We start from the raw sequence: 25241 nt of genomic DNA on the forward strand, positions 1-25241 counted from the left end.
GTACAGCCTTATTTTAGCGTATATGGGCGAGAAAAGAAATAGTCCTTACTTTCGTCTATACAGAAGCTGGTTGAATAATGGCCGTTAACAGGCCTGGAAAGCGAGCATCCAAATCCTCAGTGCGCAGCGTCAAAAAATGCTGGGTGCCTTGCTTTCTAACATTCACTACACCCGCTTCACGCAATGTACGGAAATGATGCGTCATTGTAGACTTTACGACAGGAAGATCAAAGTGACCGCAGGACTGCTCGCCATGCTTAACGATAGCGACAACAATGCTAAGCCGAATAGGATCACTTAATGCATATAAAACAGAAGTAAGCTCAATATCCTCACGATTGGGATGGAATAATATTTTCAAAGGCATTCGCACCTCTCTCATTAAGTACTTATTGCATTATACCATAGCTCATGCTATATTTTCATTGTACGATAATATTCGTACAATGAAAATAGATAAAGAGACAACTTTGGAGGTTCTATATGAGAAACAGTGCCGCTGTTACTGCCCCACCCTTATTCACCGAGGAGCGGCCCGCCTTTAGAGACGGTCTCGTTATCCCGCTGCTAGGTTTAACCGTAATTATTGTGATCATGAATACGATGATGTTTAATCTGGCCTTGCCCCAAGTAACGGCTCAGTTTATGCTATCCCCATCGGCAGCTTCCTGGATCATAACGGGTTATTCCATTATATTTGCCATTTCATCGATTACCTACAGCAGACTCTCTGACTTTGTTCCGATTCGTCTGCTGCTCACGATTGGCTTAATCGCCATGGGCGGCGCATCTGTGCTTGGTTATTTTAGTCATCATTATGTACTGCTGCTTGTCGCGCGCCTTATTCAAGCTTGCGGAGCGGGCTCTGTCCTTAGTTTAACCATCGTGCTCATTACACGATTTATTCCACTTGCTCGCCGGGGCAAATCCATGGCACTCATTACTTCGGCTGCCTCGCTTGGCCTTGGTTTAGGCCCCGTCATCGGCGGTGCTATAACACAATATTTAGGCTGGAACGATCTGTTTATCGTTACTGGAATCTCACTTTTACTCATTCCTGTGTTTTATCGACTGCTGCCGGTTGAAGCATCGAACAAGGGGTCCTTCGATATCCTCGGTGCCGCTCTTGTCGGAATTGGTTCCACAGGTGTTCTGCTCTATATTACGAACCATTTCTTAATTGCTCTTATTGGCGGAATACTTGCACTAATCTTATTCTGGATACGGATTAATCGTGCAGTAAATCCTTTTGTTCAGCCTACTCTGTTCCGCAATAAAAGGTATATTCGTCTGATTACACTTGGTGTTGTATCTTACATTAACAATTTTTCCACACTTTTTCTGCTGCCTCAGGTGCTTATTCACCTGTTCAAGCTGACACCAGGTCAAGCAGGTCTCATTATTTTTCCGGGAGCCATAGTAGCTATGCTTTCCTCCAATCGCATTGGAAAAATCATTGATCAACACGGCAACAGCTTGCTGCTTCGGCTATCTCCTTGTTTTCTCTTGCTCGCTGCTGTTTCTTTCGCCTTGTTCGCGGATCAATCCATCTACGTTGTCATGGCCATTTATATCGTGATGAGCGTTAGTTTCTCCGCGTTAAACTCTGGCGTTTCGAACGAGCTGTCAAGAATCTTACCAAGTGAGCATGTAGGTGCTGGAATGGGCTTATTCCAGCTGTCGCAATTCATTAGCGGCGCTTTCAGCGTAGCGATTAGCGGTATCGTTCTCGCGGCACAAAGCAATGTTCCGCTTGACCGTGCATTTTCAAATATATTTTGGGGAATGGGCGTCATTGCCGCCTTCGCCATTGCAGCATCGTGGCTGTACTATTTCTCTTCAAAGCAGCAGCTCGATGAGTCAAATCGACGTTAAGCTAAACGATATGCTTTAACGCCTCTTTCTTGCTAAGCGGCGAGAGCGGCGTTTCTTCTACAAACCGATGCACACAGGCTGCATCGGTTTTTGCATATTCTCTAAGCGCCCAGCCGATCGCTTTGCGAATGAAAAACTCGCTTTCGTCCTTCGTGCGGCGTATGTAGTCAAATAACCGATCTGTATCCGTATCATGCTTGTACCTAAGCTGAAACAACAAAGCAGTTCTGCGGAGCCACATCTGATCTGAATCGATCCAGCGCTCCGTATACTCCGCTGTTAATTCCGGATATTTCGAGAGCTGACTGCCGACTAAATGCGCTGCCAGAAAATCAACGGTATCCCACCAAGAATGGGTCGTTACCCACCGCTCCAGCCTGTCGATATGTGAAGGCTCAGCCTCTTTGCTGTATCTTTCCATCAAACCCATCGCTACATAATGGAACTCTCGCTCGTTCAGCTGCCATAGCTGCTCTGCTGTTTGCAACAGCTCCTCGCCCTTCGGCTTTTCATTTTGCTTCCAAAATTCGCGCAGCAGCTGTGTTCGCTCCGGAGTCTTTAGGCCAAGAAATATAAATTGGCCGCGCATGTAAGCCTCCATAGGCTGAGCCGTCTCCGGATTGGCGTGCTCCCTGAACTTTGCTTCCAAAGCATGCGCAATTGCAGTCATCAAATACCAGCTCCTTTTCTTGAACGATAACACAAAGCAGCCCTAACCATCAATGATGGTCAGGGCTGCTTCATCGTAACTATTTTGCCAAATAATCTTATTAAGCCGCTTCGTTATGCAAATATCTAAAGAATGGCTTATCTACCCAAAATTGAGTAGGCGTAATGTTGACATTAGGATCAATGGCTTTAAATCCTGCAACGACCTTCGCAGAATCCTCATTAAGCGAGAACGGGTTAACTGTATAAGGGCTGTCTGGATCTGTAATAAAGTTGTTCGTAATAATTTCATAATCCTTTAGTGCAGTTTGTGAGTAGTAGAGCGGCTGCCACCATGATGCAACGATAAGTCCTGCTTGATCCTCTTCATCTTTCTTCGCATAAGCTAGAACAACGTCTTGGAAAGCTGCTTTATCTGCCGCAGTTGCAAATTCAAATTCAAGGTCATACTCTTTGGAATACGAAATATAGTTGCCATTTGAAATTTTAACTACGTTTGGACCAGGATTGCCCCATTCCGCTAGAAAAATAAATGCGGATGTTTTTGGCTCGAATTGCACTTTCGCATTTAGGCCTTCACTGCGAAGCAAACCAATAAGCTGAATCGCGTGATTAAAATCGGAATGACCGTAAATCAGAGACAAAGAATCGATGAAGTTAGCATTGAAACGGGAGTCCTTGATGTTGTAGCCTGTGATCAAGCTTTGCTCCAAAGCAGTATTTACCAGCTTTTGCAGCTTAGGCGCATCGATAATATCAGAAGTTTCGTAAGCGCTGCTTAGCTTTTGGAAAATATCGTTGTCGTTAACATAACCGATATACTTTTTGTAAAGACCTTTTGTAATAAGCACTTTACCAAGCAATGTGTGGATCAATTGATCGCTTGCTGCATTTTTTGGTTTGAAGCCTGTGTAAAATTCAGCTGGTAGCAAGCCTGTATCTACTGCTGCTGCAACTTCTTGCGCACCTTTTGTGCCAAGCGCGCTGCTTTTAACGTTCAGCTTCGTTAGTACTTTGTTTACTTTAACAGCCGGGTATGTATAAGCAAGCTCCTTCAAATCTGCTGCTCTTACCGCAATGGAAACCGCTACAGCGCTTGTAAGTACTTGATCGCCTTGAATGGCCGGGCCAGACAAAATGCCTTTCTCATACAAAGCCGCCGCTGCAGGATAAAGCTTGTTATCTGACTTTACATCGGAGAAAGTGACCTCTTTGCCTGATGGCTCGTAACCAAGAATATCAGCTACTGCTTCAATGAATTCACCCTTCGTCACTTTGCTGGAGAGGCTGACATTAAATTTTTCTTTCAAAAACTGCTTATACTGTGCTGCGCCATCTTCCTTTAGTGCCGCTGCTTCAGACGGAGCCGCAAAGGCTGCTGATTGTGTAAAGATAACAGAGAAAGATAAGAGGAGTGCTACTAGCAGTTTTGTGTATGATGCTTTTGTGTTTTTCATGAACATTGCCTCCATGTTTCTAATTCCGATGTTTTTAATCGGGTATGAGTAATGTTCCATAGTATACCAGCTAAAAAATGAAAGTGTCAATAAATATATTTTATTTATTAAGTTTTTCTTTGCTCGGATGTCATCGTTATTTTGTCATACAATATTTCATTCGTTTTTACCTTTAGCAGAGATAACCTTGCACCACTCAAGAACTGCTTTGTCGACTTCGTCCATATGACCAATTTCTTCAATTAAATCCCAAAGTACGATCTGCTCAGTTTCTTCATTTGCTTGGAATGGGACGAGCTTATCTACACTAGCATAATAAATGGGATTATATTTGATATCTCCATTAGGCTTCTTCACTTTTATCAACCCGATGAACTCGAGGTCATTAACGATTTGTGATGTTTCTTCGAATAACTCCCTGCTTGCACATTCCCTCGGTGTTTCCCCTTCCTCTCTTCCCCCTGCGGGTACTTCCCATTGTTGTCTCCACTTGTTAAAACAAATAAGAAATCGCTCGCCACAGTTGATTACCGCGTATGATCCCGCCAAAGGTACATCCTCTCTGAGCTCATCCTCTTTCATAGGCAGGCATGCCAATAGCTCAAAACCATCTTTATTGGACGTTATACTCAACGTTATCTCTCCTTCCATCATTTACTTACCTTCGATTACTCCACTTTATAAGAGATTTATGGATTCGTGTAGCTCTACATTTACGTAGTACTCGCAATAACGGCTTTATTTAGTCATCATTTTCTGTTCAATCAGGCCGACCTAACAATACAAAAAGACTGCCCTTAGGCAGCCTTCATATAGAAATACATTTAATTCGCAGCATCCATTTGCTTATTTATGATAATGATTTACTATAAATCTTCAAAGCCTACCGCAATAAAAATACCTGCACTAACGACAGCAATATGAACAATAGAAAATAAAACATGTACGGAAACTACATTCAAATCTTTTCTTGTCAGCTGGGGGCTCGTTCTTAACTTATATATGGAAAAGCCAATTAGGCCCGTTATGAATAATGATTGAGCCAACCATCTTGAAACGGTTAAAAAAGCTGGAGTGTTATTAACGATGGGGTTTAAAAACCAACGAAATGGATCAAATAACATTGCCGAAAGAATCATAGCCCATGCCAACAAATGAATCGGCAAAGCAGTTAAAATATGATTTCGAATAGCTGCTCTCCTCCTATTTTGCGATCAGATACCATTGAGACGTGACAATTTAGAACAATGTTGCTTTGTTAACGGACATCAGGTACTCTATTTGCCACATTTCCACCCTTTTTTGCGAACTAACGGACATAGAGGACCTTATTCAGCTTCAAAAGTTATATTTATGCTCCTTTTCACAGCCATAACGTATCCTATGTCCGTTAGCAAGCGGATTGTACGTTAAACACATATATAGCGTCCTCTATGTCCGTTACTGTACCTCTAAAATCGCGAACAACTCCTAATAGAAAAACCCACCCCATTGATTCTAAAAAAACCGCAAAAGGCTGCCTAGTTGGCGAACTTTTTACGGCTTTAAGTGATCGTGCCTCGCTGAATAAAATTTCTATATTCCTATTTTATCTCCATAGATTCAAATTGTTTAATTAAACTTTCGATATCAATTCCGTTTATAGTTAAACCAGAAATATCGCAGTTGTCGAATTTAGCGTTCTTTAAATTGCAATCCGTAAATACGCTTTGATGTAAATTACAATTGGTTAATTGTACCGGTGTTCTGTTGAATTCAACATCAGGCTGACTTGGATTGCCGAATCCAATGTTGCGAAAATGGGCTCCCCCCCACTGTGCACCGTCAATGACAAACTCACTCAAATTAGCATCTGAGATATGCAATCCCGTTAAATTCACATCATTCATATTCATACCGCTAAGGTTACAACAGTTAAGCGTGACCTGCTCCGCACAAACATTTTTGAAGCTGGAAGCTGTAACATCTGAATTAACGATTGTCAGGATCTCTTTTTGATTTTCTAATTTCATATTTTTCCCTCCAAATTAACGTTTGAATTCTATTCTAGTTTAAATCAGCTGCTGATATCTGTCCAAAATAATATTCACAATTTCATGTATTGAAATAAATGACATATAGTAGATTTTATTACTGCACGGCGGATTCTTCAATCGAAAAAAGTATCCCTCGTTCCTCATTAGCTTGCAAACTAGCCTCAACACCATTTGGAAGTACAATCATGGGGTCCGTGTGACCAAAATCCGCATCACATATGATCGGAAAATCGTATCCTCTCGTTGCATTCTGCAGCAGCTCTTGCAATGAATCATCTTCATTAAATCCTACAATCGATTGGAATCTTCCAATAATGAGACCGGAAATTTGATCAAAGATACCCATCTGGCGAAATTGTGTAACATATCTATCAATTGTACTTGGCTGCTCACTCTCGTCTTCTTCCAGACACAAAATTTTGCCCTCGAAGCTTGGTAAATAGGGCGTACCTGCCAGCAGCAGAAGTGTACCCATATTCGCAGCTAGAATTGGTCCTCTCGCATGCCCCGGCTTTAAAATCTTCATGCCCGTATTAGGTATCGTCGCTCTAGGGCGTGAATCGTCAATGTCCCAGCTTAAATGTTCCTCTGTCCAATGATCGCTGGAGTCAATCATTCCTATTGGTGTATCTTTCATTAATGTTCTCACAAAGGAATGGTATGTAAAATCAATAAGTCCACCAAATTCTCCAAATTGCGGCATAATAGCAGGTCCCATAAATGTAATTAGATTTGTTTTCGCATGTATGCCTGCTAAAAGTGCAGTGATATCACTATACCCCATTATAATTTTTGGATGGCTGCTAATGAGCGAATAATCTAATTCTTCAAGCAGTTGATGTGAATTGTATCCCCCGATTGTAGCGATAATTGCTTTTACATCAGGGTCACGAATCATATGATGAAAATCTTCCAAACGATTATTTAGGCTGCCAGCCGTGTGACCTGTTCTCTTCCTGCTATGCTGTCCTGTAATTACTTTAAATCCCATATTTTCTAAAGCAGCTATTCCACGATTCAATCTGTTAGGGCAATAAAAAGCAACAGGCGAGGATGGTGAAACAATTCCAATGGTATCTCCGGGTTTTAGTTTATCGGGTTTCAAATGTAAGGATGTCAAGGAATAACCCTCCTAATCATTCTTTTTAAATAAATATATACAAATATTTGTAAGTTCTCAATCACTCTTACAATAAAAAAAAGCTGCCATTACGGCAGCCAATCACTCGAACTCAATACTCACATACAATAGGATTGTAGATTCCTCATCCTTTTTCGAGTTTTCACTCCACTGAGATTAAATAGACTTCATCCGATTATTCCTTGGATTATGCTCTACTTCTGCAAGCCCCAGCTTCTCCATCAATGGTGGAAGATACATTCCGAATCTGCCGCGCAACCCTTTTTTCAATCCATACCAGCCGCCAATCGGGTTTTCAGACGAGCGTCCCCATGCTTCAATAGTGCCCTCTTTAGCAGGCTTCTGCTCATCGGCGCTGCCAAGCTCAATCCAGTCACCATGTTGTTTGAGCATCGCGCTTAAGTCATCAATGCAGCGGAAATCATAATGCAAGACCGTCTTCCCAACTGTGCATACTAAAATTTCTTTACCATCTTTTTCATCCTTATAAATTTCATATTCAGATGTCTGAGGGGGTGTTTTTAATTTCCATGGGTTTTCTTTTGTACCTTCTGCCAACGCCATATGTATTCGCTCCTTTTGTAATCCACTCTTATTATGTACTTTATCTTTCAGATATCCTTCAGATGCTACTACATTCGATAAAAAAATTACTTTTCCTTTATGACGCAGTAGCACAGCAGCCGCTCGATGAGTTCAGTTTTACTTCTAACGGACATAGAGTCCGTTATTTGGCAGAAATCGCAGCCTTTTATAACGATTCGAGCCAAATAACGGCCTTCATGTCCGCAACCACGGCCAATAGAAGAGAAATAAAGCAAATAAGGCATCTGATGTCCGTTATTATCTAAAGCAACTTCCGCTTACGAAAGAATCTCCCACTTCGCCCATATTTCTTGCGGATTCAATTCGTATATATCATTTTCTCTAAACATCAACTGATGCATAATGAACTCTCTGCGAATGGTCGCGAAGTCGTCATGATAACCTTTGATAAATTCGTTAATCTCCTTCTCTGTATACTGTTTCCCTCTCGTCAAATGAGAAACCATATGCTGAAGCACGATCAATTTTTTCTTATGCTGAGCCGGCATATGCTTCAGCTTACCCTCAGCTGTAAAAAAGTTGCGGATGACTGAATCCTTCAGTTTCTTATTGCTATCCTCCAAATTGTCCACTCCCTTCTCTGTACCTGCATTCCGGTAAATGAGCTCCGCCGCCGCATTAGCGTTGCTCTTAATAAAATAATGGTTCAACGAAAAATAAATCGTGTTTTTCTCTCTGCGTTCATTAATTAAGCTGGCCTCTCTTAATTTGGTCGCATGATGTGTAATCGTAGCAGGCGTAACGCCTAATTTCTCTGCGAGCACCTGCCCATTAAGCTCACCTTCGGCCAGCATAATCAACAATTTAATTCTCGTCGGATCGGATAATGCCTTATGATAGGCTACCACCTTATCTAATTGCACCGTTCGCCACCTCTTCCTCCACCAAGCAAATTTAATTTACGTCTAATTAGATATTTATCTAATCAGATAATAATACGCCACCTATTATTTGTCAATCTCAATGTATCTCGATAGCATAAACAGTCAGCTTGGCGCATAAAAAAATGCTGACAGGTCTCTGCCTGCCAGCATGAAATAAACTCCTCTTACTCAACTACCATGCATCGTTAATTTTCCGAATACAGGTTGTCGTCATCCGCAATGCTCTGAATGTCCTCCGAGCTTATGCTGAAATAACCATAGTCCTCAGATTGCTGTTTCTTTAACGCTTTTTCTTTAAAAAACTTGGGGCTGCCCTCGCCTGCATCCTCATCATAAACGAGCAGAATACCGTCCGTTTTCCGAAACAGCAGCTCGTCCCTAGCCGTAAACTGCCAAATGCCATTATACGGCTGGTTGCTGACCGAAGCGTAATAATCGACCCCTTTTAAAACCTGCTGATAAAACTCCTTTTTATCATCCTTCCATTTCTCTTCCGGATTGCTGTATGCCGAAATAATTGAAAGTCTCAAATGAGGATAAATTTCCTTCAGCGCAATCACGACCTCGCACGCCCACAAATCCACGCCATATTGACCCGGGGTAATCACCCACTCAAGCCCATCTTCTATAAGCGGAACCAGCTTGCCTGTCAGCGCTTTTTTTATATAAACAATGCCCTCATGCTTCTGGCTAAAAATATTAAGCTCATGCGCTCGGTAGCCCGTTACGAGTAAATTTTTCATTTGTCCAACGCCTTTTCGGATAATTATGGTTTACATCTATCCAGTGTATGCTATAGTAGAAAAAATACAAATTGCATATAAACCTATTTATTTCACTAGGGGAGCCTACCGGCTGAGATGGAGCAACTGCTCCGGACCCTTGGAACCTGATCTGGATCATTCCAGCGGAGGGAAGTGGAGCAGCAAAGCATTCATCCATGCGCGCAAGCCTTGTGTGATCGTTAGACCCGCTCATTTCCCCTCGGAAATGGGTGGGTCTTTATTTGTTTACGGAGGGATGCGTATTACAGCTATAATCTCACTTCACCAAGTAAGCTACACCTACGACAAGCTTGCTGAAACATCTATACTGTCTAATCTTTCGCTTCAAGCCTACTCAGGTGAGTTTGTCTCTATCATCGGTGCTAGCGGCTCAGGCAAAAGCACTCTCTTTAAGCTCATGGCCGGATTGCTTCAGCCTAGCCTAGGTGAAATTAGGCTGCATGGCAAGCCTGCCCCCAATCGTCTCGGCAAAATTGCTTATATGCCGCAAAAGGATCTTCTTCTGCCATGGAGAACAATACTCGGCAATTGTCTGCTTCCACTTGAGCTGGCACGCAGCAATCCCCATTATACCACGATCCAAATCATAGAGCTGCTTGCTCGCTTCGGACTGGCAGGCTATGAACAAGCTTACCCTGACGAGTTGTCAGGCGGCATGCGACAGCGGGCAGCTTTTCTGCGCACGCTAGTAACCGGACAAGAGCTGCTGCTGCTGGACGAACCGTTTGGCGCGCTTGATGCCATGACCAAACGCGGCATGCATAAGTGGCTGCTCGAGCTGTGGAGCGATCTTGGAATAACAGTACTCTTTATCACACATGATCTTGAGGAAGCGATATTGCTGAGCGACCGCATTTATTTGTTGCCAGGTGCTGCTAGCGAAGCGCAAGGGATACAGGAAATAGTCGTTCCTTTGCCGAGACCAAGACACTATGAGCAAAATTATGAACCCGACTTCATCAAGCTGCGGCAAGATTTGGAGCGAAGACTGCATGCGCAAACCTCTAATTAACCAGTGGCTGAGCCATTACGGACTATTTATACTGCTGCTCTTTAGCTTACTGCTCGTTTGGCAAGCGGTCGCACAGCTCGGATTGGTTCCACCCTACATACTGCCGTCACCTAGCTCAATAGCTCAGGCATTAATCGAAGATGGCCATCTGCTGCTTGGCAAACATCTGCTGGCTACGCTTAAAGAAGTGTCCCTCGGTTTTCTATTGTCGATTATTATTGGGACTACGCTCGCAGCAGGCATGTACACTTTCCGAATACTGGAGAAGGCGCTGTACCCGTTTGTCGTCATCAGTCAGACCATCCCGCTTATCGCTCTGTCGCCAATTTTCATTATGTGGTTTGGCTATACGATTTGGAGCAAGGTCGCTGTTGTTTTTTTGACTGCTTTTTTCCCTATCGTTGTGAGCACCTATGACGGTCTTAAGAAAAGCGGTAGCGAATATGAAGAGCTGCTGCTGACAATGGGAGCAACTCGCTGGGGTATTTTCCGAAAAATACAAGTCCCCATCGCCCTACCGTCCTTCTTCTCAGGACTTAAGTTATCGATCGTTTATTGCGTTGTCGGCGCCACCATCGGTGAATGGCTTGGAGGCAGTGAAGGCCTAGGCTACTATAGCCGCCGAATGTCCAGCAATTTGAACGCCGATTCCATGTTTGCATCCGTTTTTCTGCTATCCCTCATTGGCATCTTATTATTTGCTGCCATTGTCCTATTGGAGAAATCAATACTAAAGAGAAAGAGGTTCAATACATGATCATCAAAGCAAAAATGAAATGGATAATTCCAATGCTTGCTTCTCTGCTGCTCGTGCTTAATGGGTGCAGCAGCAACGCTGCCCCAACTGAAAACAAGCCCGAGGACACTTCGACAAAACAAAATCCTCAGACTATTAGCATTATGCTCGACTGGTATCCAAATGCGGTGCATTCCTTCCTCTATGCGGCTCAAACAAACGGTTATTTTGCGAAGCATGGTTTAGAGGTTAACATTCAAATGCCCGCGGATACTAATGATGCGTTGAAGCTAGTGGCTGCCGGCAAGGTTGATTTGGCGCTCAGCTACCAGCCACAGGTATTGATGGCTCGCGGCGAGGATATTCCTGTTAAATCCATTGCAGCAATCGTCAGGCATCCGCTTAATCATCTAATGGTACCAGAAGGCGGAAGCGCCAAATCACCAAAGGACCTTGTTGGTAAAAAGGTCGGCTTCTCCTCCATCCCTCTGTATGAAGCAATGATGCGCACCATGATTAAGCATGACGGCGGTGACCCGCAAAATGTGGAAATGATTGACGTTGGTTTTTCCTTTATTCCAGCTATAGCAACCAAGAAGGTAGATGCGATCATCGGCGGATTTATTAATCATGAGCAATTGCTGCTTGCCAAGGAAGGGCATCCCATGACGGCGATAAACCCAACTGATTTTGGCGTGCCGGATTATTACGAGCTTGTGCTTGTAGCAAGTGAGCAAGGACTAGCTGAGAAGCAGGCGTTGTTCAAAAGCTTCATCGCAGCCATTACGGAGGGTCAACAATTTGTAGCTGAAAATAAACAAAAATCGTTGTCGATTTTATTTGAGCATGAGAACCAGACCTCCCCTCTCGATCAAGAAATCGAGACAAAAAGCTTGGACATTCTTCTGCCTCTCATGGATGCAGGGAAGCAATCATTTGGATATCAGGAGCCTGCTTCTTGGTCTAATGTTAGGGATTGGCTCGTCGATAACGACTTGCTGCCAGACAATATAAAGGCTGAGGATGCTTTTTCAAACTTGTAAATTAATTCTACTCTTTCGAAGGAGATGCACGGATGAGAAGATATCAAGCACTTACGATTGCAGGCTCGGACTCCGGCGGCGGCGCAGGAATTCAAGCTGATCTAAAAACATTTCAAGAGCTCGGCACCTATGGCATGTCGGTTATTACCGCAGTGACTGCGCAGAATACGCTTGGCGTTCAGGGCATCTACCCGCTGGATGCTGAGGCTATTAGCTGCCAGCTCGATTCGATCGGCGAGGATCTGGAGCCATCCGCAGTTAAGACAGGCATGCTGTTCAGCGCAGAAATTATAAAGATCGTTGCAATGAAAGTAAAACAATATAACTGGCATAAGCTCATCATTGATCCTGTCATGGTAGCGAAAGGCGGTTCTCCTCTGCTTCAGCAAGAAGCTATTCAGACACTGATCAAGCATTTGCTGCCGCTCGCGCTTATAACGACTCCTAACATTCCAGAAGCTGAGCTTATCGCAAGAATCCCGATCCGGACGTTAAGCGATCGAGAGGAAGCTGCCCGAATACTGCATCAGATGGGCTCAAGCTATGTTGTCATTAAGGGCGGACATGGTTCAAGCAGCGAACCGCTCGTTGATCTCATCTATGATGGAGAACAATTTGTATATTTGGAAAGCAAACGTATCGACACTAAGCATACTCACGGCACAGGCTGCACTTTCTCCGCTGCGATTGCAGCAGAAATTGCTCAAGGCAAACCTGTACTTGAAGCTATAAGAACTGCCAAAGCCTTCATTCAAGCCGCTATTGAAGATAAGCTGGGGATTGGGAGCGGACATGGCCCAACCAATCATTTTGCTTATAGGGATAGACAGCGCTTGAGCTGATTGCATTCTATTAGAAACAGCAAACGCCGTTTCCATATAGGTCGCGGCGTTTGCTAATTAGTCATGCTTTCATGCAAGCTTAGGCTTGTGTTAAAACAGCTTTCATGCCTTTTCATCCTGCTTCGGCTGCAACAAGAAGGGCTCAATCATATTATCTATACTAATATATTCAGCTTGTGACGCGCTTGGAGCTGCTAGCGCTCGAACGGGAGATACTCCAAAGTTCGTTAACGCCGATGCTATGGTGCAAAGCAGTACAGACATACATATCGCATTTTTAATCATCGTTTGTCCACCTATTCTCTAGTAACTCTAAACTAAGTATAGACTTTAATAGAATAATTGAAATGGACTTCAGGCATGAAATTCACCTAGACCTTAGTCGGGCAATTCAGAAAAATCTATCATAAATGTATCTCTTTCACTAATTTGAGCTGCAATTCTAAATTAACGATTATCCACTTTCTCTGGGTACAAATCATGATTCATGAGGCGGTGCTCGGCCATTTGCTCATATTTTGTGCCAGGCTGGCCATAATTGCAATACGGATCGATGGATATGCCGCCACGCGGTGTGAATTTGCCCCAAACTTCTATATATCTTGGACTCATCAGCGCAATTAAATCATTCATGATAATGTTCATGCAATCCTCGTGGAAATCACCGTGATTGCGGAAGCTGAACAAATACAGCTTAAGCGACTTGCTCTCTACCATTTTGTCACCTGGAATATATGATATATAAATGGTTGCAAAATCCGGCTGTCCCGTCATCGGGCAAAGACTCGTAAATTCCGGACAATTAAATTTCACGAAATAATCGCGATTCGGATGCTTATTATCAAAGGCCTCCAAAATTTCCGGTGCATAGTTAAACAAATATTGTGTTCCTTGATTGCCTAGCAGCGTCACACCGCTCAGCTCCTCTTTGCTTCTTCCTTCCATGCTCGTTTCCGCCTCTCATAGCTGTTTTGAATTAAACGCCTTTCTTATTGCCCCATACCCAGGTATGAAGCTGCGGCAGAACGTGTACCCGCTTTAAATCCTGATTCGGCATAACCTTCTCGATTAGCCATTCATAACGCTCCAATAAATAAGGAAGCATGAGCTGCGGCTCCGTTTCCTGCAAGTTTCCATTGCCTGCCTGCAAATAAAATGGAACCATTGGATACCTGAGGTGAACGTATGTCGCGTACTCTAGATCATCCTCGTCGAAAACGACTGTTTTTAAGCAAAAGCTAGTTGATTTCCGATTCAGTTTGGACACGATTTCATCGAGCTTCGACCAGTCTGTCTTCATGCCAGAGCTCGGCGGCTTAGGCGACAAAGTGAGCTCATCAATCGACCAAAACCAGTCCTGCCAACGACTCCCTTGTGTCTCCAGTGCAACGCTGATGTTTTGTTTATGGAGCTCATCAACAAATTCACCCAGCTGCGCGAGCAGTGCGGGATTGCCGCCGGAAATCGTCACATGCTCAAACGTATTTCCACCTATTTCTTTTAATCTCTCTATTATTTCAAATGCTGTCAGCATGCGAATATCTTCTTTGCCGCTGCCGTCCCAAGTAAATGCCGAATCGCACCAAGAGCAGCTGTAATCGCAGCCAGCAGTACGAACGAACATCGTTTTCCGGCCAATAACCATACCTTCTCCTTGGACCGTTGGGCCGAATATTTCCATTACAGGAATTCGTTTATTGGATGGCATCGTTAGACCGCCTCCCGCTTCGGACGATAAATACAATAGCTCGTCGGCGTTTCACGCAAAAAGACTTGAACGCATTGCGGACGATTTACAGTACCATCCAAATGGCGCTGAACGATGTCGCTAATCGTTCGTGCTACCACTTCAGTCGTAGGAAAACGATCGGGCAACACATTGCTAAAGTGTTCGTTGTCGTCATTCAGCAAAGAATGGTCAAAACGATCATGAATCAACCTTTTAATTATGGCGAAGTTGACAAGAAAACCTGCCTCGTCAAGCTCATCGCCTGCAACTGTTACATTCGCATAATACGTATGGCCATGAAGCTGCTGGCATTTTCCAGCCTCTTCACTCGGTACGAAGTGAGCTGCTGCAAAGTGAAAATCCTTATTAAGCTCATAACTATAGCTATGCTGTGCGGCCGGATAAATCTGCTGCATCATCGCTTCACCCTAAATGCGCTGGACTAAATATTCGTCCAACCCATTCCTTCGAAGCTGGCAAGCAGGACAATCTCCGCAACCATCCGCAATAATCCCGTTATAGCAGGTCAATGTGCGTTCACGGACAAAATCGAAGGCGCCCAGCTCATCCGCAAGCTTCCATGTCTCGGCTTTGTTCAGCCACATAAGCGGTGTATCGATCACAAACGGATAGTCCATCGACAAGTTCAGCGTCACATTCAACGACTTTACGAATATATCCCGGCAGTCCGGATATCCACTAAAGTCCGTTTCGCATACTCCTGTTACGATATGTTTCGCACCAAGCTGCTTTGCAAGCACTGCTGCGAACGTAAGAAATAAGAGATTGCGGCCATCAACAAAAGTTGTAGGCAGCTCTCCTTCTTTTTGCTCAATAGCGATATCGTCTCTTGTGAGTGCATTAGGTGCCAATTGATTAAGAAGGGACATATCAAGAATATGATGCTTAATCTGAAGTTCCTTGGCAATATCCGCCGCGCAATCCAGCTCAAGCTTATGCCGCTGCCCATAGTTGAACGTAACGGCCTCTACCTCCGCGAATCGTTCCATTGCCCAAAATAAACAGGTCGTGCTGTCCTGACCGCCGCTAAACACAACGATCGCTTTTTCTGATTTCATGCTGCATCTCCCTCTCTGATGTGAGAAGACCTGAGATCGCTTGAATTCCTTCGTATGTACATAAAAAACCAAAGAAACGGCGCGAAGCGTTAAAAAAACCGCTTCGCGCCGAACGCGAAAACGACGATGTCACCTAATGGGACAATCGTTTCGCATAGTTTTTTATAGAGGGAGTTCGCGAACCTCTCCCGAGAGCTATCATTGTCCGTAGACAACAGCTTCGGAGTTTCTTCTTCAGTTGTTCATTCACAAGTACTATAGCATAGCTTCTTGCTTAAAGAAACAGACAGTATTTCACTGTAAATATTAGGAACTTAGAGGGCTGGAATATAAAAAAACATCTATCCAGCAATCTCTTTCAGCTTCATCAAAGTCTTAAGGACATGATCAATTAGCTCCGGAATATCCTCCATTTGCTCTTCGCCTATTTTGCGACTAAAGCCAAGCTCGATTACATTCGAATAGGTAGGCAGCTCCGTGCCAAAAAGGTAGCTTATCGTTTGTGTCGGTTCTATATCCGGCTCCCAAATACGCTGCATGACTTGCTTAATTTGGCTGCACTGCGTAGCGACATCCGTCACTTCCATGAAGAAACGAATTCGAAGCGAGCATGCAGGGGTCTCGCCCGTCAGCTCCAATATTTCCGCCGCCAAATCCTTAAGCGAAGCAGTCAGCTGAATTTCTGCAGACACCCCAGCATATTCAGCAAGCTTAAACTCAAGCATAAATTCTCGCGACATAACCGCCAGCTCTAGACGATCTACCCGGTTGATAATATCAATTTTCCGGTCGAGCGTATCCAAATCATAGAGCTGATTCTCAAAGACTACTTTCAAATTTTCATAAACAGTTGGATCAAACATCGATTTCCCTCACTTATACTACAATATCGTCTTTGCTATTGTAGTCGATAAGAGAAACAGAATCGAGCCTTCGATCCGCTTTTTTAACACTTTAATCTATACCGAAGTCCATATTTGTAATATTATTGCAATAAAGAAAAGAGGTGCTGCATCGATGAAAATAGCTTTTATTTTATTTGATGGCGTTACTTTTTTGGATTTTGTCGGCTTCTATGATGTCATCACTCGATTGAAGTACTACGAATCAACAAAAGAGTTCTCTTGGGATATTTGTGGGCTGCAGGAAGAGGTTACGGATGAGCTTGGCATGACGATTAAAATCAATCAAGTCAAGCCGGATCTCACGCAATATGACCTCATTTTCATTCCCGGTGGACTTGGAACAAGAGCGTTAAGATTTGATGATTCGTTCACCGCTTGGATAAAGGAGGCCCAGCAGGCAGAGTATATCGTATCGGTTTGCACAGGATCGCTGCTGCTTGGAGCTGCTGGTTATCTGACCAATAAAAACGCGACCACTCATCCGTTCGCCTATGATTTATTAGAGCCCTACTGTAAAGAGGTTATTCGCTCACGAATTGTACGGGACGGCAATGTCATTACAGCTGGAGGAGTTGCCACCTCGATTGACTTGGGTCTTTACATCATCGGTTTTTTCTTAGAAGAGCATGAGGTGAAAAGCATTAAAAAACAAATGGATTACCCTTATGAGATGGAAGGCATAGCGATCTATTAAACCCCACCTAATAAATACGATGTTGTTTCGCAAGAACAGACGGAGGTGACCCATTGAGCACCATTGATACGACTATCTTTGACCTAGACCAGACCTTGCTTGATAAAAACCAATCGTTGATCAACTTTGCAAAGTATCAGTATGAACGTTTTGCACTCCATGCCTTCATTGAAGACAGAGATGAATTTATTGCGAAGTTTACTGAATTAAATAATAGGCTCATACCCAAAGAAGATGTTTATAACGAGTTAATCGGATATTTCAAGATTGAAGATGCTCTATTTACGCCGCTGCTCGATGATTTAAACAATCACTTTCATCAATACAGCGTCGGGTTTCCCGGCATGAATGAAATGCTTCTCTCCTTAAAGCAGCGAGGATATAAATTAGGCATGATTACGAATGGCAGGGAATTTTATCAGAGAAATAAAGTAACTGCTCTCGGTATTATGGAGCTATTTGATGATATTGTGATATCAGGTGCGGTCAATTTGCGAAAGCCTGATCATGCTATTTTTCAATTGTCGCTCTCTAATTTAAGCTCTTCGTCTGCGCAGTCCGTTTTTATTGGCGATAATCTCAAGGCTGACATTATTCCGGCGAACGAATTAGGGATGCGAACGATTTTGAAGAGCAATGACCTCACGATTAAATTTCCAGATGCGATATGTCATGATTTACGTGAAATTCCAGCCATCATCCATCGTTTTTCAGCATAAAAGAAGCCACAGAGGCTGCTCCTCAAGTAGATTTATCTACATGTGGAACAGCCTCTTCGTATGTCAATAATTCAGCTATTTAGCTTCACCGCCGCTGCCGCTTCTAACGCCCCTTTAAATATAAAAGCAGCGGCGATAAAGCGAGCTCACGCACGCCTTCTGCTACTAATCCAGCAATTTGAATGCCGCCCAGCTCTTGAAAATGTGTGTCGTCCTGAGCGCCATCAGGAAAATGAATAAATTCTCCCGGATAAGCCCACATGAACAGCGCTTTAGACGGCTCGTCTCCCAAACGCTCATACAAATCTTTGCTCTTTGCAGCCAAATCGATCAACGGAACATCCAGCTCTGCCGCAAGCTGCTTCATTCCGAGCAAATAATCACCATGAGTATCGATAATCCTGCCTTGCTCGTCGAACTTGCGGCGATGCATCGGTGTAATTAATACAGGTTTTGCACCGCGTGCCCTTGATTCCTCTACATAAACGGCCAGCATCTCCTTAAAGCTGCCAAACGGTTCAGTTGCCCGCTCTTCATCCGGCTTCTCGTCATTATGTCCGAATTGAATCCATAAATAGTCGCCCGGCTTTATTTGCTCCATGATTGCTGCCAATCGCCCTTCGTTAATAAAGCTTCGTGAGCTTCTTCCCGACATGGCATGATTATCAATCGCTACATCCGTCTTAAAATAAAGCGGAAGCATCTGCCCCCATCCGGCATATGGGAACGTATCTTGATCGGTTACGGTTGAGTCTCCCGCCAAATAAATCGTCGTCGCTTGCTTCGCCTCGTCAATCTGAAGTGCATTTATTCGCGGCGCTACTCCTGAGAAGACAAGCCGCAGCCGTCCATCGGTTACTTTGACGGTGAAGCTGTGCACCGCATATTGTCCTGCTGATGTAACAGCCTTGTGCAGCACTATGCGCCCTACGCCATATTTTAACGTTGTAGAGGTTGGAGCAATGGCATCGCCTATCGTAGCTGTTATCGTGTAGCAGCCATTTGGCAGATCAACAACAAACGCGGCTTCAAGTGGAATACAGAATGCTCCGCGAAGACGATCCGCCTCTTCTCTATTCCGTGAGCTTATACGCAGGGTTGACTCAAAACCGTAGCCTGCGTCTTTGTTATAGATCGTATTCGGCAGTACTTGTATATAAGGTGAAGCGGGAGCGCTGCCGATACCAAAATCAAACTTAAGCGAAACAGTCATTAAGGCACCATCCTAACGGTTTATTTATGTCATTCTAGAATATCAAAATACGGCAAGATAGGAAGTGAATTAGAAGGGGTTTTTGTTCAAAATTCAGTCCACCTGCGTTTGATTGCCTTATGAAGAAGCGCAGTCCCTTATCTTTTTCACTCGATGGATCTCTACTAGTTATACATTAGAGAAAAATTCCATAGTAATAAATTCGTCAAAATTTGCGTTACCCGCGGAATTCCGTATACTAATAGATAGGAATCATATAGGAGCTATTTACTAATTGAGGTGACACAAGTGGACGAGTTAAAACAAGCCTATGAAACGATGGGGCTGCCAGAACTTGCGGCCAAAGAGGAAGTGGAGAAGCGTTATACGACACTTATGCGTCAATCACGCTCCAGAGCACAGCTGCAGAAGGATAACGCGGGGGATGCGGATGAATCTTTTGCAACGATTACGAAAGCATATCGACTGATTCTCGAGTACGAGGATCGCAAGCTAACCGATGCCTTCAACGAGCAAGAGTACGGTAAATACAAGAAGATGGCTGGACAAGCTCAGAAAATGGATCATTTCTGGCGCTATTACAAGTTTCACACGCTCGGAGCCATCGCTGCGGTAGCACTTATTATTTATGGTGTAATCAGCTTCATGAACTATCGTGAAGAACAAGAGCGACTCGCTAATTTGCCGCCCGTCGATTTGAACGTTTCATTTATGGGCAATTACATGCTGAAGGATGATGCGCCTAAGAAAGAGCCTATTGAAACCGCTCTTTTGACAGCGTTTCCCGAATGGAAGAGATTTGTTTCTACGCTTACGTTTGTCCCGAAAGACCAGCAATCTCAATTTGCCTATATGCAGAAAGCAGTGCTCGTACTAGCTACTGAGCATCCGGATGTATATATTATGGATGAGAGCATTTTTGATTGGATCGGCGTTCAGGGAATGCTTATGAAGCTAGACGACGATGTTAACGGAGTGTTCAAGCCGTACATGACTGACAGCCTTTCGAAGAAGCTTAAGACCGACGAGGATACACAAGAGCATGTATACGGAATTGATCTGAGCAAGAGTGCACTGGTCAACCAGCTTCCGCTGTACAAAGAAAACATGATTATCGGCATTAGAGTCGATAGCAAAAATCCAGACAAAGCCAAAGCATTCATTAATAAATACTTGGCTACAATAAAATAGCTAAATAACAAAAAAAGCCCGATTCCGACAGCCATAATGATGGTATGTGCGGAAATCGGGCTTTTTTGGATAAAGAATCCCTACAGTCCACCTCCATCTGTATATTTCAACGTAGCGTTTTTTATAAATAAAACTTTAGACTGACCTACAAAAAATAAACAGTGAGCCCTGGACGGGAAAACAAAGTCCTAAACTTCGTTATGCTTTCCAAACAGTAACGCTCATGCCTATCCCCTCCGTATATAGTTGTAAACCACGCGCGACCTTCATGTCATGCAAGACGCAAGAAAGGACCGCTTTGCTCCAATGTTGGCAGCTTATAAAGATCCTTCTCTTATTTCCGTAAACGCAGCGTTGTTATCGCAACGGTTGATGTTTTGAAGCCCGGCATTTTGCAATGGGGATCCAGCTCGGGACTAGTTGCCTTATTCACGTTCTGCACACCGCCCCAGTGCATGGGTACAAATACGGTATCCTCCCTAATCTTATCGGTGATTCTGCTTCGAACGTTGAAACTGCCTCTGCGTGAAGTCACCTCCACCCATTCGCCATCCTCAACTCGAAGCTTTTGAGCAGTTTTCGGATGAATTTCAATATAGTTTTCGATATTTCGTGCAGCTAAAGACGGACTTTTACGTGTTTGAACACCCGTCAAGTAGTGAGACAGTACTCTTCCGTTTGTCATCGTTAGCGGATATTTTTCGCTAGGTATCTCCTCAGGAAGACGGCTGGCCACTGGCATAAAGATCGCTTTTCCATCCGAATGTGCAAAGGCATCAGTAAACATCATGCCTTGATTTCCATCCTCCTCGGTAGAGGTGCATGGCCAATAGATGCCGCCTTCCCGCCGCAACCGATCATAAGTAATACCATAGTAATCCGCTAACCCGCCACGGCTTGCAAGTCGCAGCTCCTCAAAGATTTGTTCGGCAGATTGGAAGGAGAAATATCTCTTCTTGCCCAATTCTTCGGCTATTTGGCACAAAATAGACCAGTCATGCCTTGTCTCACCTGGCGAAGCGATCGTAGATTCTCTTAAAAGCACTCGGCCTTCCAGATTAGTCAAGGTACCGTCATTCTCTAAGTACGCCGTGACCGGCAATACAATATCGGCTAATTTAGCCGTCTCTGACAAAAACATGTCCGCTACCACTAAAAAATCTAAGTTTTGTAATCCTTTCTCGACTAAATTAGCATTTGGATTTGATACGATTGGATTAGAGCCCATCACGAACAGTGAACGAATAACGCGCTGATGAACAAGCTCCATCATTTCATACGCGGACACACCCTTTCGCGGCAGCTCAGTAGGATCAATTCCCCACACGCCAGCCACATATGAGCGGTCCTGCTCGTCTTCTATATTCCGGTACCCTGGCAATTGATCGCTTTTTTGTCCATGTTCTCTTCCGCCCTGCCCATTGCCCTGTCCGGTAACGGCGCCGTAGCCGCATCCAGATTTGCCGACTTTTCCGGTAGCAAGTACGAGGTTCAAAAAGTTTCTTACTCCTACATGGCCGTCAGTCTGTTGTTCAACACCTCTCGCAGTGAAAATAATGCCGGTTTCCGCGCGTCCATACGCCATCGCCGCTTTTTGAATAGCAGCTACCTTTAAGCCCGTTAAATCGGCCACTTCTTCCAGCTGAATGCCGGATAGATGATCCTTTAATTCAGCAAATCCATTGGTTCTTCTCGAAATGAACGTTTCATCTATCAGCTTCTCATCCAGCAGCACCTTCAGCAATCCATTAACGAGTGCAGCATCTGTACCGGGCTTAAGCTGTAAATGGATGTCGGCAATCGCTGCCGTTGCCGTAACTCTCGGATCAATAACGATGATGATGGCTCCATTTTCTTTTGCTTTTGTGAAATAAGGCATCAATGTGGGCTGACATTCGGCTATATTCGTTCCTGCCAAAATAATGCACCGAGCAAGCGGAATATCGGATAATCGACAGGTCAGTCCTCGATCGATACCGAAGGTTTTGTTGCCAGCAGACGCTGCAGCAGACATGCAAAATCGACCGTTATAGTCGATATACTTTGTTCCGAGCGCAACTCTGGCGAACTTCCCGAGCAAGTAGGCGCTCTCGTTAGTCAGCGACCCACCTCCATATACGCCAAGGGAATCAGGGCCATACTCCTTGGCGATGGCTTGGAATCTGCTGCTAATGGTGCTTAATGCTTCCTCCCATGATGCAGAGACAAGCTGACCATCCTTCCTTACTAATGGCTGAAGCAGACGCTCTGTACTAGTTGCATGCTGATGTGCATTCATGCCTTTCACGCATAGACGTCCTTCCGAAGCAGCATTAGCAATTCCTTCAATCACATACGAAGGCCTGCTTGAGCCTAGAACAGGCAGTTCTTTCGTTATGCGCATCTTGCATTGCACACTGCAAAACGGACATTGCGTATCCATGACGAAGCCTGAATCCTTGCTCATATGAATACCTAACGATTGCTGCATTTGCCCTCACCAAGTCCTTTCATCCTTTGTTGCGCTGCGGCAGCTAACTGTGCGCGGCCGTTAAGCTCTACCTGGCAGCGGCTATCGAGAATGATTTCTCTAATATCGATGATGCCTGCTCTCTCCACCCATTTCCACATCCGCTCGCCAAATTCGGCATTCTCCCGGTAAAGCTGGAGGAGTGCTGCTGACAATGCCAATGCTTGCATATTTGACTCTGCTACAGCGATAAGTTGCCCTTGCTTAACGGGATGCTCTGCATGCCCTCCAGCATAAATTTCCCACCCTGCTGGCGCTCCTGTAATTCCGATATCATGAACAAGTATCCCAACCGGATATTGAATGCTGGACGTAATGGCTGCCTTTACTGGTGCTGGGAAAAGTAAGCTTGCGCAGCAGCTTTGCAGCTCACTCCTAAGGGAAACCGAATCAAACTCTGCATGGAGACCACTTATTAAATCTGGATTTGTAGGAGCTGTGTCTACATTGAAGCTGCATTCAGCTGTGATATTTCTGTCACGAATTGTAGTCTCTGGATGATAAAGCTCTAAATAATATTGTAGGGCAGATGAGCAAACGTTGCAGCCTGATAGACTTTTCCAGCCTAATGTTGTTTTTAATTCATGAATAGTAGACGTCTGATTGGCAGCAACATATTGTTTCAGCATCTCGTGACTGGTATCGGTGCAGCTGCAAATAGGTGGAACCGCTGCTTCCAAAGCACCTTTGCCATGTTGAAGCGAATAGTGGACGATGGCTGCGACGATGGGACGGCAGCCTCCGCAGGAACTTGAAGCTTTCGTACGGTCTCGAACCTGTTCGAGCGTTTGCAGTCCATCTTCAATTACAGCGCACATGATAGCAGATTTGTTTACTGCATTACAGGCGCAGACTGTCTCACGCTCTGGCATATTAGCAGCTAGTTCATCGTTTGCACTGCTGCCTCCCACACTCGGAGGAGCAATAAGCTCCGCAACAGCTGCCCTTCTCTTCACTAAGCCAAGCAAGGTTGTTCCTTCGGCCGTATCGCCAAACAATATAGCTCCGCGAACCGTACCTTCTTTCATTGTCACTTTTTTATATGTTCCACGAATGCCATCAAACTGCTGAATTGCTGTCTCTGCTTCTTCCGGACGAATTTCACCAACTGAAAAAACCTCGACCCCCGAAACCTTGAGCTGTGCGTAAGGTACCGAGCCCAAGTAGGGCTCTGAAATATGTCCGCAAATGCTTTTGGCCAGCACCTTACCCTGCTCATATAACGGTGCAACTAATCCATATGCGACGCCGCGATGCTCCGCGCATTCTCCAACAGCATAAATATAGGTCTTGCTCGTTCGCATGTGATCGTCCACGATGATCGCTCTATTGGTATCGATGCCGCTCTTTTGGGCTAGCTCGACGTTTGGACGGATTCCTACGGAAATGACGATCAAATCTGCTTCTAATGAACTGCCGTTCGTAAAGCGTATGCCTTTGGCGCGATTTAGTCCGGTAATGCTTTCCGTTTCCCTGCTCAGCCAGAATCGCATGCCCTGCTCTTCCAATTCTTTGCGAAGCATGTCGGATGACATACGATCGAGCTGACGATTCATTAAATAAGGTGCATTGTGAATGACATCTGTTTCCATGCCGAGATTTAACAAACCTCGTGCAGCTTCAAGCCCTAGTAAGCCACCGCCGATAACGGCAGCTTTTTTATATTTTTTTGCGTATTCGATCATCGTCTTGCAATCATCAATGTTACGGAACGATATGACACCAGATTTATGAACTCCTGCTATGGGCGGTATAAAGGCTGAAGAGCCGGTTGCTATAATGAGATGATCATAATCGGCTCGAATGCCGGATAAGGTCGTTACATATTGTGAATCCGAATGAATATGAGCGACGGTCTCGCCTGTATAAAGATGAATTCCCCGTTCCTCATACCAAGACCAATCATTAATGACGATGCTGTCAATAGAAGAGTCTCCTTGAAGCACCTTTGATAATAAAATACGGTTATAGTTCGGATGCTGCTCATTGCCAAATACCGTAATTCGGAATTTATTTGGCGCAAGCTTGATGATTTCATCGACACATTTCATACCTGCCATTCCATTTCCTATAACGACTAGCTTCTCTCTACTCATCTAGTTCACATCCACTCGTG

27 protein-coding genes and 2 riboswitches are annotated in these 25241 nt (G+C 44.3%); of the genes, 8 read left to right on the forward strand and 19 right to left on the reverse strand.

Translation table 11 applies throughout. The features are described from left to right. Positions 1-55: 55 nt before the first annotated feature. Entirely contained in the window at positions 56-361 is a 306-nt protein-coding gene (locus MHH56_RS20910) for a helix-turn-helix transcriptional regulator (RefSeq protein WP_339209689.1), read from the reverse strand. Between the two features lie 122 nt (positions 362-483). Here MHH56_RS20910 and MHH56_RS20915 point away from each other — a divergent pair, with 122 nt between their 5' ends. Further along, a complete protein-coding gene (locus MHH56_RS20915; protein ID WP_339203611.1) occupies positions 484-1875 on the forward strand; it encodes an MFS transporter in 1392 nt (463 codons plus the stop codon). A 1-nt stretch (position 1876) separates the two neighbouring features. On the opposite strand, the gene MHH56_RS20920 is transcribed toward MHH56_RS20915, so the two are convergent. The 9 genes from MHH56_RS20920 to MHH56_RS20960 form a co-directional block, all read right to left on the reverse strand. Further along, positions 1877-2545: a DNA alkylation repair protein gene (locus MHH56_RS20920; protein ID WP_339203612.1), complete on the reverse strand. Its 669-nt coding sequence runs from the start codon at positions 2543-2545 to the stop codon at positions 1877-1879. A 100-nt stretch (positions 2546-2645) separates the two neighbouring features. Further along, a complete protein-coding gene (locus MHH56_RS20925) occupies positions 2646-4001 on the reverse strand; it encodes a hypothetical protein (RefSeq protein ID WP_339203613.1) in 1356 nt (451 codons plus the stop codon). Positions 4002-4157: 156 nt separating this feature from the next. Beyond that, positions 4158-4634, reverse strand: a complete 477-nt coding sequence (locus MHH56_RS20930; protein ID WP_339203614.1) for an NUDIX hydrolase — start codon at positions 4632-4634, stop codon at positions 4158-4160. Positions 4635-4867: 233 nt separating this feature from the next. Continuing rightward, positions 4868-5167, reverse strand: coding sequence for a hypothetical protein (locus MHH56_RS20935; RefSeq protein WP_339203616.1), 300 nt, complete (start codon positions 5165-5167; stop codon positions 4868-4870). Between the two features lie 417 nt (positions 5168-5584). Next, complete coding sequence (locus MHH56_RS20940) at positions 5585-6013, reverse strand: pentapeptide repeat-containing protein (RefSeq protein ID WP_339203617.1); 429 nt, start codon at positions 6011-6013, stop codon at positions 5585-5587. Positions 6014-6131: 118 nt separating this feature from the next. Continuing rightward, entirely contained in the window at positions 6132-7157 is a 1026-nt protein-coding gene (locus tag MHH56_RS20945; protein ID WP_339203618.1) for a S66 peptidase family protein, read from the reverse strand. Positions 7158-7334: 177 nt separating this feature from the next. Continuing rightward, entirely contained in the window at positions 7335-7856 is a 522-nt protein-coding gene (locus MHH56_RS20950) for a DUF6855 family protein (RefSeq protein ID WP_339203619.1), read from the reverse strand. Positions 7857-8041: 185 nt separating this feature from the next. After that, the gene (locus MHH56_RS20955) at positions 8042-8647 is read right to left on the reverse strand and encodes a metalloregulator ArsR/SmtB family transcription factor (protein WP_339203620.1); all 606 of its coding nucleotides are present in this window, start codon (positions 8645-8647) and stop codon (positions 8042-8044) included. 206 nt (positions 8648-8853) lie between these two features. After that, positions 8854-9411, reverse strand: a complete 558-nt coding sequence (locus tag MHH56_RS20960; protein WP_339203621.1) for a DUF1273 domain-containing protein — start codon at positions 9409-9411, stop codon at positions 8854-8856. 87 nt (positions 9412-9498) lie between these two features. After that, positions 9499-9601: riboswitch (TPP riboswitch) on the forward strand. An 87-nt stretch (positions 9602-9688) separates the two neighbouring features. Here MHH56_RS20960 and MHH56_RS20965 point away from each other — a divergent pair. Genes MHH56_RS20965 through thiD form a run of 4 tightly spaced genes read left to right on the forward strand, consistent with a single transcriptional unit; the run spans position 9689 to position 13086 of the window. Then, positions 9689-10465 (forward strand): ABC transporter ATP-binding protein, encoded by a 777-nt coding sequence (locus MHH56_RS20965; RefSeq protein WP_339203622.1) that lies wholly within the window; start codon positions 9689-9691, stop codon positions 10463-10465. Continuing rightward, positions 10446-11222, forward strand: a complete 777-nt coding sequence (locus MHH56_RS20970) for an ABC transporter permease (RefSeq protein WP_339203623.1) — start codon at positions 10446-10448, stop codon at positions 11220-11222. Before MHH56_RS20965 ends, MHH56_RS20970 begins: the two co-directional genes overlap by 20 nt. Then, complete coding sequence (locus MHH56_RS20975) at positions 11219-12244, forward strand: ABC transporter substrate-binding protein (protein WP_339203625.1); 1026 nt, start codon at positions 11219-11221, stop codon at positions 12242-12244. The genes MHH56_RS20970 and MHH56_RS20975 overlap by 4 nt, the downstream gene beginning before the upstream one ends. A gap of 32 nt (positions 12245-12276) precedes the next feature. Next, positions 12277-13086 (forward strand): bifunctional hydroxymethylpyrimidine kinase/phosphomethylpyrimidine kinase, encoded by an 810-nt coding sequence (thiD, locus tag MHH56_RS20980; protein ID WP_339203626.1) that lies wholly within the window; start codon positions 12277-12279, stop codon positions 13084-13086. Between the two features lie 102 nt (positions 13087-13188). Here thiD and MHH56_RS20985 read toward each other — a convergent pair whose 3' ends face one another. The 6 genes from MHH56_RS20985 to MHH56_RS21010 all read right to left on the reverse strand — a co-directional run bounded on the left by MHH56_RS20985 (position 13189) and on the right by MHH56_RS21010 (position 16757). Further along, positions 13189-13371 carry a hypothetical protein gene (locus MHH56_RS20985; protein WP_076266766.1) on the reverse strand — a complete coding sequence of 61 codons (183 nt, stop codon included), beginning with the start codon at positions 13369-13371 and terminating at the stop codon, positions 13189-13191. A gap of 162 nt (positions 13372-13533) precedes the next feature. Further along, positions 13534-14031 carry a preQ(1) synthase gene (gene queF, locus MHH56_RS20990; protein WP_339203627.1) on the reverse strand — a complete coding sequence of 166 codons (498 nt, stop codon included), beginning with the start codon at positions 14029-14031 and terminating at the stop codon, positions 13534-13536. 31 nt (positions 14032-14062) lie between these two features. After that, positions 14063-14794, reverse strand: coding sequence for a 7-carboxy-7-deazaguanine synthase QueE (gene queE / locus MHH56_RS20995; RefSeq protein WP_339203629.1), 732 nt, complete (start codon positions 14792-14794; stop codon positions 14063-14065). A 2-nt stretch (positions 14795-14796) separates the two neighbouring features. Continuing rightward, positions 14797-15234, reverse strand: coding sequence for a 6-carboxytetrahydropterin synthase QueD (gene queD / locus MHH56_RS21000; protein ID WP_076266764.1), 438 nt, complete (start codon positions 15232-15234; stop codon positions 14797-14799). Positions 15235-15243: 9 nt separating this feature from the next. Continuing rightward, positions 15244-15894: a 7-cyano-7-deazaguanine synthase QueC gene (gene queC / locus MHH56_RS21005; RefSeq protein ID WP_339203631.1), complete on the reverse strand. Its 651-nt coding sequence runs from the start codon at positions 15892-15894 to the stop codon at positions 15244-15246. Between the two features lie 148 nt (positions 15895-16042). Then, positions 16043-16086, reverse strand: a riboswitch (PreQ1 riboswitch). A gap of 149 nt (positions 16087-16235) precedes the next feature. Continuing rightward, entirely contained in the window at positions 16236-16757 is a 522-nt protein-coding gene (locus MHH56_RS21010) for a hypothetical protein (protein WP_339203632.1), read from the reverse strand. Positions 16758-16911: 154 nt separating this feature from the next. Between MHH56_RS21010 and MHH56_RS21015 the strand changes: the two genes are divergently transcribed. Further along, a complete protein-coding gene (locus MHH56_RS21015) occupies positions 16912-17493 on the forward strand; it encodes a DJ-1/PfpI family protein (protein ID WP_339203633.1) in 582 nt (193 codons plus the stop codon). 53 nt (positions 17494-17546) lie between these two features. Further along, the gene (locus tag MHH56_RS21020) at positions 17547-18212 is read left to right on the forward strand and encodes an HAD family hydrolase (RefSeq protein WP_339203634.1); all 666 of its coding nucleotides are present in this window, start codon (positions 17547-17549) and stop codon (positions 18210-18212) included. 103 nt (positions 18213-18315) lie between these two features. Here the strand turns inward: MHH56_RS21020 and MHH56_RS21025 are convergent, their stop codons facing one another. Further along, positions 18316-19425 (reverse strand): GDSL-type esterase/lipase family protein, encoded by a 1110-nt coding sequence (locus MHH56_RS21025; protein WP_339203635.1) that lies wholly within the window; start codon positions 19423-19425, stop codon positions 18316-18318. Positions 19426-19713: 288 nt separating this feature from the next. On the opposite strand from MHH56_RS21025, the gene MHH56_RS21030 reads away from it, so the two are divergent. Then, a complete protein-coding gene (locus MHH56_RS21030; RefSeq protein WP_339203636.1) occupies positions 19714-20616 on the forward strand; it encodes a J domain-containing protein in 903 nt (300 codons plus the stop codon). A gap of 334 nt (positions 20617-20950) precedes the next feature. On the opposite strand, the gene MHH56_RS21035 is transcribed toward MHH56_RS21030, so the two are convergent. Then, complete coding sequence (locus tag MHH56_RS21035) at positions 20951-23086, reverse strand: nitrate reductase (protein WP_339203637.1); 2136 nt, start codon at positions 23084-23086, stop codon at positions 20951-20953. Next, positions 23071-25221 (reverse strand): nitrite reductase large subunit NirB, encoded by a 2151-nt coding sequence (nirB, locus tag MHH56_RS21040; RefSeq protein ID WP_339203638.1) that lies wholly within the window; start codon positions 25219-25221, stop codon positions 23071-23073. The genes MHH56_RS21035 and nirB overlap by 16 nt, the downstream gene beginning before the upstream one ends. Positions 25222-25241: the final 20 nt, after the last annotated feature.

The sequence above is a fragment of the Paenibacillus sp. FSL K6-3182 genome (genome assembly GCF_037976325.1).
Lineage (GTDB): Bacteria > Bacillota > Bacilli > Paenibacillales > Paenibacillaceae > Pristimantibacillus.

What these genes read in the sequence shown, in the direction of transcription:
- MHH56_RS20970 (WP_339203623.1), top strand. Translation starts at nt 10,446, where the DNA reads ATGCGCAAACCTCTAATTAACCAGTGGCTGAGCCATTACGGACTATTT.
- MHH56_RS20940 (WP_339203617.1), bottom strand. Translation starts at nt 6,013, where the DNA reads ATGAAATTAGAAAATCAAAAAGAGATCCTGACAATCGTTAATTCAGAT.
- thiD (WP_339203626.1), top strand. Translation starts at nt 12,277, where the DNA reads ATGAGAAGATATCAAGCACTTACGATTGCAGGCTCGGACTCCGGCGGC.
- nirB (WP_339203638.1), bottom strand. Translation starts at nt 25,221, where the DNA reads ATGAGTAGAGAGAAGCTAGTCGTTATAGGAAATGGAATGGCAGGTATG.
- queD (WP_076266764.1), bottom strand. Translation starts at nt 15,234, where the DNA reads ATGATGCAGCAGATTTATCCGGCCGCACAGCATAGCTATAGTTATGAG.
- MHH56_RS20920 (WP_339203612.1), bottom strand. Translation starts at nt 2,545, where the DNA reads ATGACTGCAATTGCGCATGCTTTGGAAGCAAAGTTCAGGGAGCACGCC.
- MHH56_RS20925 (WP_339203613.1), bottom strand. Translation starts at nt 4,001, where the DNA reads ATGAAAAACACAAAAGCATCATACACAAAACTGCTAGTAGCACTCCTC.
- MHH56_RS20975 (WP_339203625.1), top strand. Translation starts at nt 11,219, where the DNA reads ATGATCATCAAAGCAAAAATGAAATGGATAATTCCAATGCTTGCTTCT.
- MHH56_RS20915 (WP_339203611.1), top strand. Translation starts at nt 484, where the DNA reads ATGAGAAACAGTGCCGCTGTTACTGCCCCACCCTTATTCACCGAGGAG.
- MHH56_RS21025 (WP_339203635.1), bottom strand. Translation starts at nt 19,425, where the DNA reads ATGACTGTTTCGCTTAAGTTTGATTTTGGTATCGGCAGCGCTCCCGCT.
- MHH56_RS21010 (WP_339203632.1), bottom strand. Translation starts at nt 16,757, where the DNA reads ATGTTTGATCCAACTGTTTATGAAAATTTGAAAGTAGTCTTTGAGAAT.
- MHH56_RS20965 (WP_339203622.1), top strand. Translation starts at nt 9,689, where the DNA reads ATGCGTATTACAGCTATAATCTCACTTCACCAAGTAAGCTACACCTAC.
- MHH56_RS20960 (WP_339203621.1), bottom strand. Translation starts at nt 9,411, where the DNA reads ATGAAAAATTTACTCGTAACGGGCTACCGAGCGCATGAGCTTAATATT.
- MHH56_RS21035 (WP_339203637.1), bottom strand. Translation starts at nt 23,086, where the DNA reads ATGCAGCAATCGTTAGGTATTCATATGAGCAAGGATTCAGGCTTCGTC.
- MHH56_RS21015 (WP_339203633.1), top strand. Translation starts at nt 16,912, where the DNA reads ATGAAAATAGCTTTTATTTTATTTGATGGCGTTACTTTTTTGGATTTT.
- MHH56_RS20985 (WP_076266766.1), bottom strand. Translation starts at nt 13,371, where the DNA reads ATGATTAAAAATGCGATATGTATGTCTGTACTGCTTTGCACCATAGCA.
- queF (WP_339203627.1), bottom strand. Translation starts at nt 14,031, where the DNA reads ATGGAAGGAAGAAGCAAAGAGGAGCTGAGCGGTGTGACGCTGCTAGGC.
- queC (WP_339203631.1), bottom strand. Translation starts at nt 15,894, where the DNA reads ATGAAATCAGAAAAAGCGATCGTTGTGTTTAGCGGCGGTCAGGACAGC.
- queE (WP_339203629.1), bottom strand. Translation starts at nt 14,794, where the DNA reads ATGCCATCCAATAAACGAATTCCTGTAATGGAAATATTCGGCCCAACG.